This window comes from Streptomyces sp. NPDC056144 (assembly GCF_042264145.1).
In the GTDB taxonomy this organism is placed as follows: Bacteria; Actinomycetota; Actinomycetes; order Streptomycetales; family Streptomycetaceae; genus Streptomyces.
Map to the genome: position 1 here is coordinate 290,215 of NZ_JBHJVF010000004.1, position 17,068 is coordinate 307,282.

Consider the following 17,068-nt stretch of genomic DNA (forward strand, 5'->3'; position numbering starts at 1 on the left):
AGAGGTCCGCAGGTCAGGATGCTGCCCATGAAGAGTGATCTTTTCGCCGGCGAACACCTCGCCGAGGTGGCCGACTTCCCCGGCATGACCCTGCAGAACGCGAAGTCCGTCAAGTACACGGTCAACGGGGAGATGTTCGCCCGCCAGGGATCGATGATCGCCTTCCGCGGCGATCTCCGTTTCGAGCGCAAGAGCCAGGGCATCGGCGGCATGCTCAAGCGGGCGGTCACCGGTGAGGGCCTGGCGCTCATGACCGTGCGCGGCCAGGGCGAGGCGTGGTTCGCGCACGAGGCGCAGAACTGCTTCATCATCGAGGTCGAGCCGGGCGACGCCTTCTCCGTCAACGGCCGCAACGTCCTCTGCTTCGACCCCACCCTCCACTACGAGATCCATACGGTGAAGGGCGCCGGGATGACCGGCGGCGGTCTCTTCAACTCCGTCTTCACCGGCCACGGCAAGGTCGCCCTGATGTGCGAGGGCAGCCCGATCGTCATTCCCGTCACCCCCGGGGCGCCCGTCTGCGTCGACACCGACGCCGTCGTCGGCTGGAGCGAGCAGCTGGCCACCTCGCTGCACCGCTCGCAGTCCCTCGGCTCGATGCTCCGGGGCGGCTCGGGCGAGGCGGTCCAGCTCAGGCTGGAGGGCCAGGGCTTCGTCGTCGTCCGTCCCAGCGAGCTCACCCCGCAGAAGAACACGTCCTCGTGAGGGCCGAGCGGGTGGGGCGGCGGTACGGGCCGCGCGGGCCGTGGGTCCTGCGCGGGGTCGACCTCGCCCTGCCCGCCGCCGCCCTCGTCCGCTGCGTCGGCGGCAACGGCACGGGGAAGTCGACGCTGCTCCGGCTTCTCGCGGGCATCGACGCGCCGACCGAGGGCCGGATCACCGGCCGCCCGCCCCGCACCGCCTACGTCCCCGAGCGCTTCCCCGCCGCCCTGCCCTTCACGGCCGTCGACTACCTGGTCCACCTCGGCCGGATCCAGGGGCTCGGCGGGGCGGCGGCGCGTGCGCGCGCGGGGGAGTGGCTGGAACGGTTCGGCGCCGCCGCGTACGCCCGTACCCCGCTCGCCGACCTCTCCAAGGGCACCGGCCAGAAGGTCGCCGTCGCCCAGGCCCTGCTGGCCGCGCCCGATCTCCTGGTCCTCGACGAGGCCTGGACCGGCCTCGACACCGGCGCCCGCGCCGAACTCGACCGCGCGGTCCGCGAACGGGTCGCCGACGGCGGGACGGTCCTCTTCGTCGACCACGACCCGCGCCGCCTCGCGGGGGAGGCGGACGCGGTGTACGCGGTGGAGGCGGGAGCGGTACGGGTGGTGCCGGAGGCGGTACGGGAGGAAGCAGGAGCGGTACGGGAGGAGGCGGCGGGAGCCGTACGGGAGGAGGCGCGGGCGTCTTCCGGGGCGCCGCTCCGCGCGCCCCTGGTCCGTATCACCGCCTCCGGCGGCGAGCCCCTCCCGGAGGCGGTCCTCCTCCCCGGGCAGCCCCTCATCGAGCCCTCCCCGGCCCCCGACACCCTGGTCTTCACCGTGCACGAGGCCCACTCCGACGCCCTGCTCGAAACGCTTCTCGCCGCGTTCTGGCACATCCGCCAACTCCGTACGGAGGAGGCGGTACGGGCATGATGGCGCTGCTCGGGTACCACGCGGGCCTGCTCCTCCGCTCCCAGCGCTGGCTGCCCCCGGTCCTCCTCTACGCGGCCTTCCTCGCCGTCGGCGTCCGCCCGGGCGAGCCCGTGCTCGGCGCGCTCGGCTTCGCGGCGGCCGGGCTCCTGCCGGTGGCGGCCTGGTCCGTACGGATCTGCCTCACCCAGGAACCGCCCGCCGCCCGGAACGTCGTCGCGGCGGCGGCCGGCCGTGCCCGCGCCCACCTCGCCGCGCTCCTCACCGGCACCGCCCTGCCGGGTCTCCTCGGCACGGCCGCCGTCCTCGGCGTGACCGCGCTGGGCGACCGGCGCGAGGCCGGCGCGCCCACGGCCCTGGCGACCGGGTTCCTGGTGACGGCGAGCTGCGTCCTGACGGGCGCGGCGGTCGGCGCCCTGGCGAGCCGCCCGTTCGTCGTGGCCCCCGGCTGGTCGGTCCTGGCCCTGGTCCTCGGCTCGCTCCTCGCCCTCGTGACCACCGGGTCCCCGGCGAAGCACGCCCTGACGGCCGTGGTCACCGGGGCGCCGCCGTCGTGGACGGCGGCGGTCGGCGCGGTGCTCCTCGCCGGGGCGACGGCGGCGGTCTCCTGCCGGGCGACGGGGAGCCGGCTCAGCGCATGAGCTCCGAGACCTTCACGAAGCGGTAGCCGCGTGCCCGGAGCTCGGGGACGATCCGGCGGATCGCCTGCTCGGTGACGGGGGCGGCGCTGCGCGTGCAGTGCATGACGACGAGCGAACCCGGCTTCACCCCATCGAGCACCTGCTCGGCGACGGCGTCCCCGTCCTTGGCGAAGGCGTCGCCGCTGACCACGTCCCACTGCACCGCCGTCACACCGAGGGGCGCGAGCGCGCGGAGGGCGGCGTCGTCGTAGCAGCCGCCGGGGAAGCGGAAGTACGGGACGACGTTGACGGCCCCGGCGTCCCGGAAGGCGTCGAAGGCGCGCTGCACGTCGGCCGCCATGTCGGGGCCCGCGACGGTCGGGAGGCCGTAGCAGGGGGACGCGAAGGCGTAGTGGCTGTAGGAGTGGTTGGCGATCTCGAAGCGGGGGTCGTTGCCGAGGGACTTCGCCTGGTCGGGGTACTCCTCCGCCCAGCGGCCCGTCATGAAGACGGTGGCGTCGACCTTGAGCCGGCGGAGGGTGTCGACGAGCCGCGGGTTGTCGAACCGCTCGCCGCGCGCGGCCCTGGGCCCCTGATCGGCGGTCATGTCCGCGTCGAAGGTGAGCGCGACGACCTTCTCGCCGCCCTTCCGCGCGCGACGGCTGTAGACGGGGGTCAGCCCGTCGGGCCCCGGGGCGAGGGTGGGCGGGGCGGTCGGCGTGCGCCGGGCGGGGTCGGCCTTGGGGCCGGGCGCGGGGGCGCTGGCGCTCGCGCTCGCGCCGGGGGTACGGGTGGCGGGCGCCGGCTTCTCGGGAGCACCGCCGCCACCGCAACCGGCCAGAACGGCGCCGAGGAGGCCGAGCGCCGCCATCCTTCGTACAGGAATGTTCACGATCGGAAGCTAACCGATCGACATCCGTCCGGGACGCGGGGGGCGGTGGGACGCCGGTGGGTTCCTACGAGTAGCGGATCGGTACGGCCCGCCACGTACCGCTCAGGTGTCGAGCAGCCGCCTCCGGCACTCGGCCACGTCGAAGTCACCCGCCGGATACTTCGGGTCCAGCGCCTCAAGATGTTCGAGGAGCAGCTTGCTGACCGCCCAGTTCCGGTACCACTTCCGGTCCGCGGGGACCAGGTACCAGGGGGCCTCCTCCGTCGAGCAGCGCTCCAGGGCGATCTCGTACGCCTCCTGGTACGCCGGCCACACCGCGCGCTCCTCGATGTCGCCCGGGTTGAACTTCCAGTGCTTCTCCGGGTTGTCCAGACGTTCGAGCAGCCGGTTGCGCTGCTCCTCGTACGAGAGGTGCAGGAAGACCTTCACCACCGTCACCCCCTCGTCGGCGAGGGACTTCTCGAAGCGGATGATCTGGCTGTAGCGGCGGCCCAGCTGCGAGCGGGGGACCAGCTCGCGCACGCGGGCGATGAGGACGTCCTCGTAGTGCGAGCGGTCGAAGATGCCGATCTCGCCCGGCTGGGGGAGCGCCTTCATGATCCGCCAGAGGAAGGGGTGGTTCTGCTCCTCCGGGGTCGGCGCCTTGAAGGCGCGGATGCGGCAGCCGGACGGGTTGAAGAGGCCGATGACGTGCTTGACCGTGCCGCCCTTGCCGCTGGTGTCCATGCCCTGGAGGACGAGGAGCAGCCGCCGGCGGTCGCCGGCGGTGCTCGACGCGTACAGGCGTTCCTGGAGGTCGGCGAGGCGCGGGGCGAGGGCGGCGGTGGCGGCCAGACCGGAGGCCTTGTCGGCCGGACCGGCGGGGATCGCCTTGGCGTCGTACGAGGTGAGGTCGAGGCGCTCGCCCTCGGGAATCCTCAGGACGTCACGCAGTGCGGGTTCCGGAGCGTTCCGCTTCCTCCTGCCGTCCTTCTTCCCGTCCTTCTTCCTCTCGTCCCTCTTCTTCTCTTCCTTCTTCGGCACTTCGTGCCCCTTCCGCCGTGGCGCTCGTCCTCTCCCGATCCTGCGACGGAACCCTGGCACCCGCACCCGCACCCGCACGCGCGCCCGTGTGGTGGAAGAGGAGGTTCAGGAGGAAGGCGGCGAGGGCGGCGCTCGTGATGCCGCTGCCCAGGATGATCCGGGACCAGGCGGGGAAGCCGTCGTAGATGCCGTCGGCGACCTCCGGCAGCAGGCCGACGCCGAGGGCGACCGCCGCGATCGTCAGGTTGTGGCCCCGGTCCAGGTCGACCCGGCGCAGGGTGTTCACGCCGACCATGGTGACGGTCGCGAACAGGACCAGGCCCGCCGCGCCGACGACCGGGCCCGGCAGCGCGGCGACGACGGCGCCGAGCCGGGGCAGGAGGCCGAGGACGACGAGGATGCCGCCGGCGGCGGCCGTGACGTACCGGCTGGCGACCTTCGTGATGCCGACGAGGCCGACGTTCTGGGTGAAGACGGTGTCCATGAAGGAGTTCATCGCGCCGCCGAGGACTCCGGAGAGCCCGTCCGCCGCCAGGCCGCGCGCCAGGTCCTTGTCCGTGACCGGGCGGCCGGTGGCCTCGCCGACCGCGAGCATGGAGGCCGTCGACTCGGTGAAGATCACCAGCATCACCACGCACATCGCGATCACGGCGGTCGGCGGGAACTGCGGCGCCCCGAAGTGGAACGGGGCCGCGAGGCCCACCCAGTCGGTGCCGGAGACCCGGGAGAAGTCCGTGAGCCCGAGAGGCACGGCGGCCAGGGTGCCGAGCACCAGGGCGAGCAGGATGCCCACCTGGCCGAGGAAGCCGCGGGCGAAGCGGGTGAAGAGAACGACGAAGAGCAGGACGCCCGCCGCGAGCGCGAGGCGTTCGCCGGAGGCGTGGTCGGGGGCCTTCGGGTCGTTGCCGGTGATCAGCCCGCCCGCGACCCCGATGAGGGAGAGGCCGACGACGGTGATGACGGTGCCGCTGACGAGCGGCGGGAAGAACCGTACGAGCCGGGCGAACGGCACCGCCACCAGGAGTCCGAAGAGCCCGGCCGCCAGCATCGAGCCGTAGACGGCCTGCATGCCGTACTCCTGCTCGACGAGGATCATCGGGGTCACGCCCGCGAAGGTCGCGCCGGTGACGATCGGCAGCCGGACGCCGAGGATCCGGCCGATACCGAGGCTCTGGACCAGGGTGACGAGCCCGGCGATCAGCAGGTCGGCGTTGATGAGCAGGGCTGTCGCGGCCGGATCGAGGCCGGCGGCGGCGCCGAAGACCAGCGGCACGGTGACGCAGCCGGTGTACATGATGAGGACGTGCTGCGTGCCGAGGGCGGCGAGCCGCCCGAACGCGGGCCGCTGGTCGACCGGATGAGCAGGCTGAAGGGTCATGCGCGCATTCACGCAAGTGTTCGTTGAGGGTGTGGGGCGGCCGCGCTACGTGTGTGTTACACGAGAGGCGCGGCCGCCCGGGGCGGCCTCAGCTCAGCACCATGGACCCGTCACCGCGAACGTCGTCCCCGGCGTGTAGCAGTTCACGTACATCGTGGAGCCGTCCGGCGAGAACGTGACGCCCGCGAACTCGCCCCACTCCGGGGCCTCCGGCGTCCCGATGTTGTGCGCGCCGCGCGCGACCGCGTACACCTCGCCGTCCCTGCTCACCCCGAAGACGTGCTGGGCCCCGTCCCCGTCCTCGCACACCATCAGGCCGCCGCCCGGCGCGAGGCAGATGTTGTCGGGTGACTCGCCGGGGAGCCGGATGTCCGTCTCCGGGCCGAAGACGACGACGAGGGTGAGGCGGCGCCTGCGGGGCTCGTACTTCCAGACCTGGCCGAAGTGGGTGGCTCCGGAGCCGTCCTTGGCGCGGGCGAAGGAGGAGACGAAGTAGACCGCGCCTCCGGCCCCTGCGGCCCGCCCGCCCCAGTAACAGCCCTCCAGCTTCTGGGCGTGCGTGATGCCCTTCGGGCCGAAGTCCTGGAGGCGGATGGGGGTTTCGGCGGCCAGGGGGTCCGGTACGGGGACCCACTCGACGCCCTCGAAGCGGGTGCCCGGCTCCTGGACGACGGAGAGGTCGGGGACGCCGGGCACCCGCATGGCCTCCAGGGAGCCGCCCGCGCGGAGCGAACCCGGGCCGCCCAGCGGCTTCTCGGGCAGGAAGCGGTAGAAGAGCCCGAAGGGCTGGAGGAACGCGTCCTCGGTCTCGTACACGATCCCGCTCGTCGGGTCGACGGCGACGGCCTCGTGCTGGAAGCGGCCCATCGCGGTGAGCGGGACGGCGCCGCTGCGGTGCGGGTCGGCGCCGTCGACCTCGAAGACGAAGCCGTGGTCCTTGGTGTAGCCGTTGGTCCCGGCGCGGTCCTCGGTCTCCTCGCAGGTGAGCCAGGTGTTCCAGGGGGTGGGCCCGCCCGCGCAGTTGACGGCGGTGCCCGCGATGCCGACGCGCTCGCCGAGGACGTTGTTCCGTCCGTCGAGTTCGAGGACCGTGCAGCCGCCCTTGGCGGCGGGGTCGTAGGTCAGGCCGGGGACGGTCGGCACGCCGATCTTCCCGGTGACGCGGTTCTCGTGGTTGCGGACGAGGTGCACGCGCCCGCGGCGGCCGGCGAAGGCGCCCATGCCGTCGTGGTTGCTGGGGACGAGCCCCTCGCCGGAGCGGAGCGGGTCGCCCTGCCGGGAGAGGACCCGGTAGCGGAAGCCCTCGGGGAGGTCGAGGAGGCCGTCGGGGTCGGGGATCAGGGGGCCGTAGCCGCCCCGGGGCGCGGCGGCCGTGGCCGTGCCGCCGGCGAAGAGTTCGGAGAGGGCGCCGGTGAAGGCGATCCCGACGGCGGACGCGCCGGTGCGGGAGAGGATCTGACGTCGTGTCGCGGACATGCGGCAACTACCCACTTCCTGTTGGCGGACAGAGCAGGTGTGACAGCTGTGACGTGTGGCCCGCGGGTAACCCCGCGGGCCACAACGGTATCTGATGGACGGTCAGGCGAGCGATGCCGTCAGCGTGATCGTCGTGCCCGTCAGCGCCTGGCTGACCGGGCAGTTCTTCTTCGCGTCCTCGGCCAGCTCCTGGAAGCGGTCCGCCTCCAGGCCCGGGACCTCGCCGGTCACGGTCAGGTGGATGCCCGTGATGCCCTGGCCCGGCTGGAAGGTGACGTCCGCCTTGGTCTCCAGGCGGGCCGGCGCGTGGCCGGCCTTCGCGAGGCCGTTGGAGAAGGCCATCGAGAAGCAGGAGGAGTGCGCGGCGGCGATGAGCTCCTCGGGGCTCGTCTTGCCGTTCGGCTCCTCGGTGCGGGCCGGCCAGGAGACCTCGTAGGAGCCGAGACCGGAGGAGTCGAGCGTGACGACGCCGGAGCCCTTGAGGAGGTCGCCCTGCCAGACGGTGTGGGCGTGACGCACGGTGGCCATGTGAATCCCTTTCGCATCGGGTACGGCCCCCAAGCTACTGCGCGACCAGCCCCTTCGCGTCGCGTGCGAGCGCGGTGAGCCGGGAGATCGCCCGGAAGTACTTCTTGCGGTAGCCGCCGTTCAGCATCTCGTCGCTGAACAGCTTGTCGAAGGGCATGCCGGAGGCGAGCACGGGTATCTCGCGGTCGTAGAGCCGGTCGGCGAGGACGACGAGCCGCAGGGCCGTCGACTGGTCCGGGACGGGCTGCACGTCGGTGAGGCAGACGGCGCTGAGGTCGTCGGTGAGCGCGCCGTACCGGCTCGGGTGCACCTTGGCCAGGTGGTCGAGCAGGTGCGGGAAGTCGTCGAGGGAGGCGCCGGGCGTGGCGTACGCCGTCTCCGTGACGACCTGGTCGGTGTACGGGGCCGGGGCCTCCGGCAGGCCGCGGTGGCGGTAGTCCTCGCCGTCGATCCGCAGCGGCATGAAGTGGGCGGAGAGGCCCTGGATCTCGCGGAGGAAGTCGGCGGCGGCGAAGCGGCCCTCGCCGAGCTTGCCGGGGAGCGTGTTGGAGGTGGCGGCGAGCGCCACGCCGGCCTCGACGAGCTTGGAGAGCAGGCTGGAGACGAGGACGGTGTCGCCCGGGTCGTCGAGCTCGAACTCGTCGATGCAGAGGAGACGGTGTCCGCTGAGGGTCGCGACCGTCTGCTGGAAGCCGAGCGCGCCGACGAGGTTGGTCAGCTCGACGAAGGTGCCGAAAGCTTTCAGCGCGGGCTCGGCGGGGGTCGCGTGCCACAGCGAGGCGAGCAGGTGGGTCTTGCCGACGCCGTATCCGCCGTCCAGGTAGACGCCACGGGGGCCGGTCGGGGCGGCGGGCTTCTTGGCGAACCAGCGGCGCTTGCCGGAGCCGGAGGCGTGCGCGCCGCCGAGGCCCTCGGCGAAGGAGCTCAGGGTCTTGACCGCGGCCGGCTGGCTGGGCTGGTTCGGGTCCGGGAGGTACGTGTCGAAGCGCACGGAGCCGAAGCGCGGCGGCGGCACCATCTCCGCGACGAGCCGGTCGGCGGGGACGTGGGGCTCTCGGGAGCAGAGCGAGAGCGGGGCCGCCGCGAGGGCGGCCGCTTCGGTGAGGGCACGGGTCGACACAGTTATCCACTGTAAGCGCCATGTCAGACTGCGGGGATGCGACGCCTGCTCCCTGTGACGGACATGACAGCCCCCGAGACCGCCGCCACCGGGGCCGTACCCGGGAACACCGGGGCCGTACCCGGGAACCCCGGGAACGAGGAGTGGTCCCTCGACGCCCTCGCCGATGCCTACGGGTATCCGGAGGGCGACACTCCGTGGCTGCGCGCCAACATGGTCTCCTCGCTCGACGGCGCCGGCCAGCATGACGGCCGCTCCCAGCCGCTCTCCTCCGACGCCGACATGCGGATCTTCGGCACCCTGCGCGGCCTCGCTGACGTGGTCGTGGTGGGCGCGGAGACCGTACGCCTGGAGGGGTACCGCCCCGCCAGGGCGCGGGAGGCCTTCGCCGCCCGCCGGGCCGCGGCCGGGCAGGCGCCCGCACCCGTGATCGCGGTGGTCACCGCCTCGCTCGACCTGGACTTCGCGCTGCCGCTCTACCAGGAGCCGCTGGTGCCGACCCTGGTGCTCACCGGGGCCGGGGCCCCCGCCGCGCGCGTCCAGGCGGCCAGGGACGCGGGGGTCGAGGTGGTCTTCGCGGGCGAGGGGGCCGGGGTCGACCCGGCCCGGGCCAAGGCGCTCCTCGCGGGGCGCGGGCTGCGCCGCCAGCTGACGGAGGGCGGTCCCCGGCTGCTCGGTCAGTTCGTGGCGGCGGAGGCCCTGGACGAGCTGTGCCTGACGATCTCGCCGACGATGACGGCGGGCGACGCCCAGCGGATCGCCGGGGGCCCGTCGGTGGCCGTCCCGACACGCTTCACGGTGGCTTCCGTGCTGGAGCAGGACGGCTTCCTCTTCACCCGCTACCGTCGGATCTGACAATCAGCGGAATTTGTCGTTCCGCTTTCCGTCCGCTGGGCACACTTACTGTCGCAGACCCCGTGCGAGCACGGGGAAGGATGGTTTCCGCAGAAGGGCTCCTGAGGTGTTCACAAGCGTTCTGATGATCGAGAAGCCCCTGACGTCCGTCGACGTGGAGTTCGTCACCACGCTGCACGGCGACGAGGGCGTGTCCTTCATCGTCCTTATGCAGCCGCGTGGTGACCAGGCCGATGTGCTGTTGCGTGCCATCGACGACGTCGCCATGGGCGAACTGAAGGAAGCCGCGCGCGAGGGGGACGAACCGGAGGGCAAGGCCGCCCGGGTCCCCGCGGAGCAGGCCCTGGAGCACTCGCTCCAGGCCCTGAGGAACGCCGGCTGCGAGGCGGTCGGCCAGGTCGTGGAGGACCACCCGCTCACCAAGATGAAGGCGGTGGTCGAGGAGGCGGAGGCGGACGAGGTGATCGTCCTGACCGCTCCGCACTACGTGGAGGAGTTCTTCCACCGTGACTGGGCCTCCCGGGCCCGCCACAAGGTCGGCGTGCCCGTCCTGAAGCTCTTCGCGCACAGCGAGGAGTGACCCGGGAGTGACGAGCGGGCCGTGTCCGCATCCCGTGCAGGGGGTGCGGACACGGCCGTGCTCCTTCGGGGCCGGCCGGCCCGAGCCACTAGGCTGGGGTGTCCGACCGTCACCACCCCGGGGAGAGATCCACATGGCACCCGCCATCCCTGCCGCCATGGAACGCCCGCACTTCATCGGCATCGGCGGTGCCGGAATGTCGGGCATCGCGAAGATCCTCGCCCAGCGCGGAGCGAAGGTCGCGGGCAGCGACGCCAAGGAGTCCCCGACCGCCGAGTCCCTGCGCGCCCTCGGCGCCACCGTGCACATCGGCCACGCCGCCGAGCACCTCGCCGACGACGCCTCCGCCGTCGTCGTCTCCAGCGCCATCCGCGCCGACAACCCCGAGCTGGCCCGCGCCGCCGAGCTCGGCATCCCGGTCGTCCACCGCTCCGACGCCCTCGCCTCTCTCATGGACGGCCTGCGCGCCATCGCCGTCGCCGGTACGCACGGCAAGACGACCACCACCTCGATGCTGGCCGTCGCCCTCACCGAGCTCGGCCTCGACCCCTCGTACGCCATCGGCGGCGACCTCGCGGGCCCCGGCACCAACGCGCTCCACGGCGCCGGTGACGTCTTCGTCGCCGAGGCCGACGAGAGCGACCGCAGCTTCCAGAAGTACGACCCCGAGGTCGCGATCGTCCTCAACGTCGAGCTGGACCACCACGCGAACTACGCCTCCATGGACGAGATCTACGAGTCCTTCGAGGCCTTCACCGCCAAGATCCGCCCCGGCGGCACCCTCGTCGTCGGCGAGCACGCCGGCGCCCGCGAGCTCGCCCGCCGCGTCGCGGACCGCGAGGGCCTGGAGATCGTCACCGTCGGCGAGTCCGAGGACTCCGACGCCCGCATCCTCAAGATCGTCCCGAACGGCATGAAGAGCGAGGTGACCGTCGCCCTCGACGGCGTCGAGCACACCTTCACCGTCTCCGTCCCGGGCCGCCACTACGCGCACAACGCCGCCGCGGCCCTCGCCGCCGGTGCCCGCGTCGGCATCGACCCGGCCGAGCTCGCCCAGGCCCTCACCGCCTACACCGGCGTCGGCCGCCGCCTCCAGCTCAAGGGCGAGGCGAAGGGCGTGCAGGTCATCGACTCGTACGCGCACCACCCGACCGAGATGACCGCCGACCTGGAGGCCATGCGCGGCGCCGCCGGAGCCTCCCGCCTCCTCGTCGTCTTCCAGCCCCACCTGTTCTCCCGCACCCAGGAGCTCGGCAAGGAGATGGGCGACGCCCTCGCGCTCGCCGACGCCTCGGTCGTCCTCGACATCTACCCGGCGCGCGAGGACCCGATCCCCGGCATCACCAGCGAGCTGATCATCGCCGCCGCCGAGCGCGCGGGAGCCGTCGTCACGGCCGTCCACGACAAGGAGTCCGTGCCGGACGTCATCGCGGGAATGGCCGGCCCCGGCGATCTCGTTCTGACCATGGGCGCGGGTGACGTCACGGACCTCGGTCCGAAGATCCTCGCCCGCCTGTCGAGCTGAGGGAGTGGAGAGACGATGGCGTACGAGGTCGAGAAGCCGGACGAGCAGTGGCGCGCCGAGCTGAGCCCGGCGGAGTACCAGGTACTGCGCCAGGCCGGTACCGAGCCCGCCTTCCGGGGTGAGTACACGGACACGAAGACGAAGGGCGTCTACTCCTGCCGTGCCTGCGGCACCGAGCTCTTCACCTCGAACGAGAAGTTCGAGTCGCACTGCGGCTGGCCGTCCTTCTACGACCCGAAGGACAGCTCCGCCGTCGAGCTGATCGAGGACCGCTCCCACGGAATGGTCCGCACCGAGGTCCGCTGCTCCCGCTGCGGCTCGCACCTCGGCCACGTCTTCGAGGGCGAGGGCTACCCGACCCCGACGGACCAGCGGTACTGCATCAACTCCATCTCGCTCCGCCTGGAGCCGGAAGAGGGCTGACGAAGAGGCCTGCCGAAGAGGGCTGACGCGGGGCGGCGGTCTTCCCTAGGGTGTGCGGTGACGCACAGGGGGAGACCGCATGGCTCGTAGATCGTTACCTTCGCTGCCGACGTACCGTCAGGACTCGGTGACGCGGCAGTTGTGCGCTCACGTCCACCTCGACGAGGGCTTCGCCCACGACGTGGACGTCGAGCTCACCGCCGACCGGATGGCGGCCCTCGGGCTGCCGCTCGGCATCCATCTGGTCGCCCTCGCCCGCCACGCGCGGCAGGCGGTCCGCCGCTCCGAGCGGCGCGACCGGCTCCTCTCGCCCCTCAACCTCGCCTTCTGGGCGGGCTGGGCCGTCCTCGTGTGGGGCGTGGTCAGCGGCAACGACCTCCTCCTGACCCTGGCGGTCGCCCTCGTCGTCGGCTCCGCCGTCGCCGCCTTCTGGATCGTCCGGGCGGCCTTCTCCGGCTCCTGGCGCGCCGCCCAGGACGTGTACTGGGGCGACCGGCCCGCCGAGAGCCTCGCCGACCCCGTCGAGCAGGACGCGGAGGCCCGGCTGACGGCCCTCGCCAAGGCCAACGTCGTGCCCTACACGGTCTCCGCCGCGACCGACCCCTTCGTCGGCAGCGGCTCCCAGCTCAAGGACGTCGTCTGGCAGCCGATCGACGTCTCCCGGCCGGCCGACGACCCCGCCAACCCCGGGCGGAAGCTCACGATCAAGCCCTTCGACGCGGTGGACCTGCACACCTTCGTCGCCAAGGAGATGGCGAACATCGCCGGCCTCGAAGGACTCCGGGCCAGGAACCGGCTGTACGTGCTCGGGGACCACGTCCAGCTCCTCGCGGACGACCTCCTGGAACCCCCGGGCCGCCCCCGCGCCCAGATCAGCGCCGACATCGTCCGCTCGGCGGTGGTCAGCCCCGGCGCCGGGATGCGGACCTTCCTGACCCTCGAACGCATCAGCGACGGCGGCCGGATGATCGTCTCCATGATGCTGCGGGCCCGGCTCTACCACCCCAGCCTCTCCTGGGAGGTCCTGGTCTACGCGATCCCGCCGCTGAGTCCGGTCTACAGCGAGGTCGCCACCCTGCCCGGCCCCGGATTCGAGCGGGGCCGGCGGCTCTTCGGCACGAGCCTGAAGGCCTGGGGGAAGACCATGAGGAGCGCGCGGCGGCGCAACGCCGACCGCCGCGCGGGCGCCCGCAAGCGGGCGCGCGACCTCCGCGAGCTGCGCAAGGAACTCGCCGCCCGGCGGCTGATCTACGACTACGGCGCAACCGGCAGCATCCGCCACAGCGTCTCCGACTGGAAGCAGGTCACGGCCAACGACAAGGCCGACTCGCGGGACTACCTCTACCGGCTCCAGGGCGGTGTCCTCATCGCCACCGAGAAGTTCCTCAAGGCGCACAACGTGGACACGAGCTCGTACGACCAGGCGGTCCAGGTCATCAGCAACCAGACGTACAACGTCAACGGCCCGGTCTCCGGCAGCACGTTCGGCGACGGCGGCACGATCCACAACTACGGGCAGGGCAACAACCCCGGCGGTCCGCAGGGCGGCCCGCCGGGAGGCCCGGGGCAGCCCGGCAGCCCCCGGCCCTGACCCCGGCCCCGGCCCGGCCCTGACCCAGACAGAGAGGGAACCCATGAGCACGTTCAACATCAACGGCCCGGTCTCCGGAAGCAGCTTCGGCGACAACGGCCAGGTCCACAACTACGGCTCCGACGCGACCGGGGCCGTCGCGATGGCGGCCCAGCTGGTCCGGGTGCTCCGCGAGGCGCAGGCCGCCCAGGGGGCCGTCGAGCAGGCCGTGATCGTCCACGGCGAGCTGGAGAGCGCCCAGCGCGAGGGGCGCGGCCCCGATCGGGGCCGCATCCGCGCCGCACTCGACGTCATCCAGCCCTATGTGGCCGTCGGCAGCGGGGGCCTGGCGCTGGTCGAAGGGATCACCCGCTTCATCGGCTGAGTCGGCCGAGTCGGGTGATCCCCTCGCCTTACTTGGACCGCACCTCGGCCCGTACCCCGGCGTCGAGCTCCAGCGTGAGCCCGGACCGCAGCGGCACCGTCTGGCCCGGGCCCACCTGCTGGGTGGTGCCGTCGGACCGGGAGGCCGTCCAGGACGTCGCGGACCGGTTGGCGAGACCGTAGCGTCCCGGCTTCTGCGGGTGCTCGACGAGCTCGGCGACGAGGTGGCCCGCCGAGTAGTCGTGCCGCTTGGGCTCGGGGCTCAGGTGGTGACGGTGGACCTGGGCGGCCCGCCCGAGCAGGATGTGCCGCTCGGTCCGGGGCGGCGGGGTGGTCACCACGAGCCGGGGCGGCAGGACGAGCGCGCTGCCGTCCTTCCAGCACGTGCCGGGGGACGTCGTACGCGGCTCGGTCATGTTCACCCTGCCGCAGGTCGGGCACTCCACGACGGAGTCACGGGCGGCCCGCAGCGCGTCCCGCCACTCCGACTCGCGCACCCGGGCCGAGGGGTTGTGCAGGCCGACCGTGAAGTTCTTCTCGAACAGCTTCTGCAGCGAGACCGGCACCAGCGGCCACAGGGCCGTCACCGTGGGGTGCTCGGTGGGGTCCGGACGGTTGTCCGGGTTCTGCGGGTCGAAGACGAACAGCGGGTCCTTGCCGTACAGCTTGCGCTCCGCCGCGTCGTCGAGGCAGTGGATCGCCAACTCCCGCCTGCCCTTGAGGGGGTGGTGGTTCATCAGGAACATGAAGAGCAGCACCGACAGCGAGTGGAGGTCGCTCTGAGTGCCCGGCATGGCGCCGGGGTCGCCCCGGACCAGCTCGGGGGCCATGAAGTTCATCGTCCCCGAGATCCCGCTGGAGTCGCCCTCCACCACCGCGTTGTCGTTGTCGCAGACCAGGATCTCGCCGGTGTCCGGGTCGAAGAAGATGTTGCCCCAGGAGATGTCCCGGTAGGCGATCCCCTTGGAGTGCAGCGCCTGGTACGCCTCCACCGTGTACAGGCACGCGGTGAGGAGCGCCCGGAGGGAGGTGCTCACCGTGCGGCGGAACAGCTCGGGCAGGCCGCGGAAGCGGTCGGGGCGCACGTCCATGAGGTAGCCGAAGCGGCCCTCGCCGGCGACGACGAGGTCCGTCGGCCAGAGGAACCGGTCGTCGTCGAAGTCCCGGGAGACCAGGTCCTCGACGATCGCGAGCTGCCGGGGCGTCGCGCTGTCGGGGAAGTACCACTTGAGGGCCTTGGCGCTGCCGTCGGGCAGGGTGACCCGGTAGACCTCGCCCTGGCCGCCCGATCCGAGCAGGCGGTCGACGACGATCGCCTCGCCGCGCTGGGTGGTCAGCGACTCTCCGCTGTCGAGCATGCCGCTCATGGTCGTTCCTTGTCGTCGGAGGTGATCTCGTCAGTCGTCTCGTCGGTGATGTCGCCGGTGGTTTCGCCGGTGGTTTCGGCGGTGGACTCGTCGGTCGGCTTGCTGGCGGACTCGGCCTCGGATGCACCCGGTTCCGCATGGTCCGCCAGTTCCGCTTCCGGCTCCGGCTCCGGCTCCGGCTTCAAGGCCTCCGGCTCCGGCTCCGCGGCCTCCGTCTCCTCCGGCCGCCGGGCGAGTACGAGAGTGGTGTCGTCGCCCGAGTGCCGGGACGCCTCCGCGAGCCACCGGGGGATCTGGTCCGTGAGTCCCTCCACGCCCCGTTCGGTGAGCCGCCGGTGGAGCCCGGCGGCGAACTCGACGAAGCCCTCGACCTCGACGAAGCTCTTCGACAGGCCGTCCGTGGACAGGGTCACGAGCCGTGGCGCCCGCGCCGGGTCGGGCAGCGGCTCCCAGTGCACCCGTACCAGCTGCCAGGCCTGGCGGGTGCACAACGAGGCGGTCTCGTCGCCGAGTTCGACGAACTCGGGGGCCAACGGCATGCTGACGCGGCCGTCGTTGTCCACCACGGTCAGCTCGCCGTCGCCCAGCTGCCAGGCCACGAACAGGTCAGGGGTGAGTACGGCGCCGATGAGGGTGGCGCCGTACAGCCGGAGGATCGGGCCCGGGGTGTCCAGGTCCTCGTCCGGGGTGCGGTTCCGCATCCAGTGGCCGATGACCTCGTGCTGCCAGTCGCGGACGAGCCGCTCCGGGAGCCCTATCCGGGCGTAGTCGTGCAGCCGGCCGCGCCAGCCGGGCCGTTCGCGGTCGGCGACCGACGTCGCGAACTCGTAGGCCCGGTTGGCGAACAGCTCGGTCGCGTACTGCGCGCCGATGTGACTGCGCGGGTACGAGGCCGAGCCGTGCCCGTCCGCGACGGTGAGGATCAGCGGGTCCCTGGCGGTGCCGCTGCCCTGGACCAGGCAACGGTCCTGATTCCTGGGCTTGTTGACGCCTTGGATGCTCTTCTGGAACGTCTCCCAGTCCGGGGGTGCGCTCACCATACGACGTCTTCGTCGTCGTCATCGTCGAGGACGGGAGGCGCGTACGGGGCCGCCTTCGCGGTGATGTCGTTCGAGCCGGCCACCGGCGCCGAGGCCGCCTTGACCGCCGCCGTCGACACCCAGCGGATGGCCGCCGCCAGCTGCTTGGGGCTGTTGGCGTCGAGCGGGCGGAGCTCGGGGTTGCCCAGGAACTCCTGGAGGACGCTCCGGTCCGCGTCGGAGCCGATGGCGATGGCGACCCGGACCGCCTTCTTGCCCCAGGGGGTGGCCTCGATGGCCCGGAGCCCGGCGCGCCAGTCGTCGGTGGGCGCGCCGTCCGAGACGAGGGCGATGACCGGCTTGAGGGCCCGCTCGGGCATCGGCGGGGTGCGCAGCTCGCCGGCGACCAGGGTCAGGGCCTCGCCGAGGTTGGTGGCGCCGTCGGGCTGCACGTCCTGCCAGGTGAAGTCGTCCACGGGGACGGGGTCCTTGTGGTGCCAGCGCGCGAAGGTCGAGAAGGTGATGGTCCGCAGCAGCAGCTGCGCGGCCGGGTTGTCGTGCGCCACGGACCGCATCTCCGGAATCGCTTCGCGGATCGCGTAGTTCAGCTGGCCGATCTTCTCGCCGATCATCGAGTACGAGGTGTCGAGCAGCCAGATGAAGTGCACCGGGCGGTTTGCCATGGGGCCGCCGGG

18 protein-coding genes are annotated in these 17,068 nt (G+C 72.3%); 9 read left to right on the top strand and 9 right to left on the bottom strand.

Translation table 11 applies throughout. The annotated features are described in order from the left end of the window. Positions 1 to 27 precede the first annotated feature (27 nt). From ACFC0Z_RS15325 to ACFC0Z_RS15335, 3 genes are read left to right on the top strand one after another with little or no spacing between them, the layout of a single operon-like run. On the top strand, positions 28 to 705 hold the full coding sequence (locus tag ACFC0Z_RS15325) for an AIM24 family protein (protein ID WP_376437278.1): 678 nt from the start codon (positions 28 to 30) through the stop codon (positions 703 to 705). Then, on the top strand, positions 702 to 1,616 hold the full coding sequence (locus tag ACFC0Z_RS15330; protein ID WP_376437281.1) for an ATP-binding cassette domain-containing protein: 915 nt from the start codon (positions 702 to 704) through the stop codon (positions 1,614 to 1,616). Before ACFC0Z_RS15325 ends, ACFC0Z_RS15330 begins: the two co-directional genes overlap by 4 nt. Then, on the top strand, positions 1,613 to 2,254 hold the full coding sequence (locus ACFC0Z_RS15335) for an ABC transporter (RefSeq protein ID WP_376437283.1): 642 nt from the start codon (positions 1,613 to 1,615) through the stop codon (positions 2,252 to 2,254). The genes ACFC0Z_RS15330 and ACFC0Z_RS15335 overlap by 4 nt, the downstream gene beginning before the upstream one ends. Here ACFC0Z_RS15335 and ACFC0Z_RS15340 read toward each other — a convergent pair. The 6 genes from ACFC0Z_RS15340 to zapE all read right to left on the bottom strand — a co-directional run bounded on the left by ACFC0Z_RS15340 (position 2,244) and on the right by zapE (position 8,650). Then, complete coding sequence (locus ACFC0Z_RS15340) at positions 2,244 to 3,104, bottom strand: polysaccharide deacetylase family protein (protein ID WP_376437984.1); 861 nt, start codon at positions 3,102 to 3,104, stop codon at positions 2,244 to 2,246. The genes ACFC0Z_RS15335 and ACFC0Z_RS15340 overlap by 11 nt on opposite strands. A gap of 123 nt (positions 3,105 to 3,227) precedes the next feature. Continuing rightward, positions 3,228 to 4,148, bottom strand: coding sequence for a PPK2 family polyphosphate kinase (locus tag ACFC0Z_RS15345; RefSeq protein WP_376437285.1), 921 nt, complete (start codon positions 4,146 to 4,148; stop codon positions 3,228 to 3,230). Next, positions 4,051 to 5,526, bottom strand: a complete 1,476-nt coding sequence (locus ACFC0Z_RS15350) for a nucleobase:cation symporter-2 family protein (protein WP_376437288.1) — start codon at positions 5,524 to 5,526, stop codon at positions 4,051 to 4,053. The genes ACFC0Z_RS15345 and ACFC0Z_RS15350 overlap by 98 nt, the downstream gene beginning before the upstream one ends. A 93-nt stretch (positions 5,527 to 5,619) precedes the next feature. Beyond that, positions 5,620 to 7,002 carry an alkaline phosphatase PhoX gene (locus ACFC0Z_RS15355; RefSeq protein ID WP_376437291.1) on the bottom strand — a complete coding sequence of 461 codons (1,383 nt, stop codon included), beginning with the start codon at positions 7,000 to 7,002 and terminating at the stop codon, positions 5,620 to 5,622. Positions 7,003 to 7,104: 102 nt separating this feature from the next. Further along, complete coding sequence (locus ACFC0Z_RS15360) at positions 7,105 to 7,530, bottom strand: OsmC family protein (protein ID WP_376437294.1); 426 nt, start codon at positions 7,528 to 7,530, stop codon at positions 7,105 to 7,107. 34 nt (positions 7,531 to 7,564) lie between these two features. After that, entirely contained in the window at positions 7,565 to 8,650 is a 1,086-nt protein-coding gene (zapE, locus tag ACFC0Z_RS15365; RefSeq protein ID WP_376437297.1) for a cell division protein ZapE, read from the bottom strand. Positions 8,651 to 8,686: 36 nt separating this feature from the next. Here zapE and ACFC0Z_RS15370 point away from each other — a divergent pair, with 36 nt between their 5' ends. The 6 genes from ACFC0Z_RS15370 to ACFC0Z_RS15395 all read left to right on the top strand — a co-directional run bounded on the left by ACFC0Z_RS15370 (position 8,687) and on the right by ACFC0Z_RS15395 (position 13,988). After that, positions 8,687 to 9,505: a pyrimidine reductase family protein gene (locus ACFC0Z_RS15370; protein ID WP_376437300.1), complete on the top strand. Its 819-nt coding sequence runs from the start codon at positions 8,687 to 8,689 to the stop codon at positions 9,503 to 9,505. Between the two features lie 106 nt (positions 9,506 to 9,611). Beyond that, on the top strand, positions 9,612 to 10,085 hold the full coding sequence (locus ACFC0Z_RS15375; RefSeq protein WP_376437302.1) for an indole-3-glycerol phosphate synthase: 474 nt from the start codon (positions 9,612 to 9,614) through the stop codon (positions 10,083 to 10,085). A gap of 133 nt (positions 10,086 to 10,218) precedes the next feature. Continuing rightward, positions 10,219 to 11,610, top strand: a complete 1,392-nt coding sequence (gene murC, locus ACFC0Z_RS15380; RefSeq protein WP_376437305.1) for a UDP-N-acetylmuramate--L-alanine ligase — start codon at positions 10,219 to 10,221, stop codon at positions 11,608 to 11,610. 15 nt (positions 11,611 to 11,625) lie between these two features. After that, positions 11,626 to 12,033 carry a peptide-methionine (R)-S-oxide reductase MsrB gene (msrB, locus tag ACFC0Z_RS15385; RefSeq protein ID WP_376437308.1) on the top strand — a complete coding sequence of 136 codons (408 nt, stop codon included), beginning with the start codon at positions 11,626 to 11,628 and terminating at the stop codon, positions 12,031 to 12,033. 127 nt (positions 12,034 to 12,160) lie between these two features. Continuing rightward, on the top strand, positions 12,161 to 13,624 hold the full coding sequence (locus tag ACFC0Z_RS15390) for a hypothetical protein (RefSeq protein ID WP_376437311.1): 1,464 nt from the start codon (positions 12,161 to 12,163) through the stop codon (positions 13,622 to 13,624). A 43-nt stretch (positions 13,625 to 13,667) separates the two neighbouring features. Next, a complete protein-coding gene (locus ACFC0Z_RS15395; RefSeq protein ID WP_376437314.1) occupies positions 13,668 to 13,988 on the top strand; it encodes a hypothetical protein in 321 nt (106 codons plus the stop codon). Positions 13,989 to 14,016: 28 nt separating this feature from the next. On the opposite strand, the gene ACFC0Z_RS15400 is transcribed toward ACFC0Z_RS15395, so the two are convergent. Genes ACFC0Z_RS15400 through ACFC0Z_RS15410 form a run of 3 tightly spaced genes read right to left on the bottom strand, consistent with a single transcriptional unit; the run spans position 14,017 to position 17,056 of the window. Further along, complete coding sequence (locus ACFC0Z_RS15400; RefSeq protein ID WP_376437317.1) at positions 14,017 to 15,354, bottom strand: protein kinase; 1,338 nt, start codon at positions 15,352 to 15,354, stop codon at positions 14,017 to 14,019. Beyond that, complete coding sequence (locus ACFC0Z_RS15405) at positions 15,351 to 16,394, bottom strand: PP2C family serine/threonine-protein phosphatase (protein ID WP_376437320.1); 1,044 nt, start codon at positions 16,392 to 16,394, stop codon at positions 15,351 to 15,353. The genes ACFC0Z_RS15400 and ACFC0Z_RS15405 overlap by 4 nt, the downstream gene beginning before the upstream one ends. Then, the gene (locus ACFC0Z_RS15410; RefSeq protein WP_376437986.1) at positions 16,388 to 17,056 is read right to left on the bottom strand and encodes a tellurium resistance protein; all 669 of its coding nucleotides are present in this window, start codon (positions 17,054 to 17,056) and stop codon (positions 16,388 to 16,390) included. Before ACFC0Z_RS15410 ends, ACFC0Z_RS15405 begins: the two co-directional genes overlap by 7 nt. Between the last annotated feature and the right edge of the window lie 12 nt (positions 17,057 to 17,068).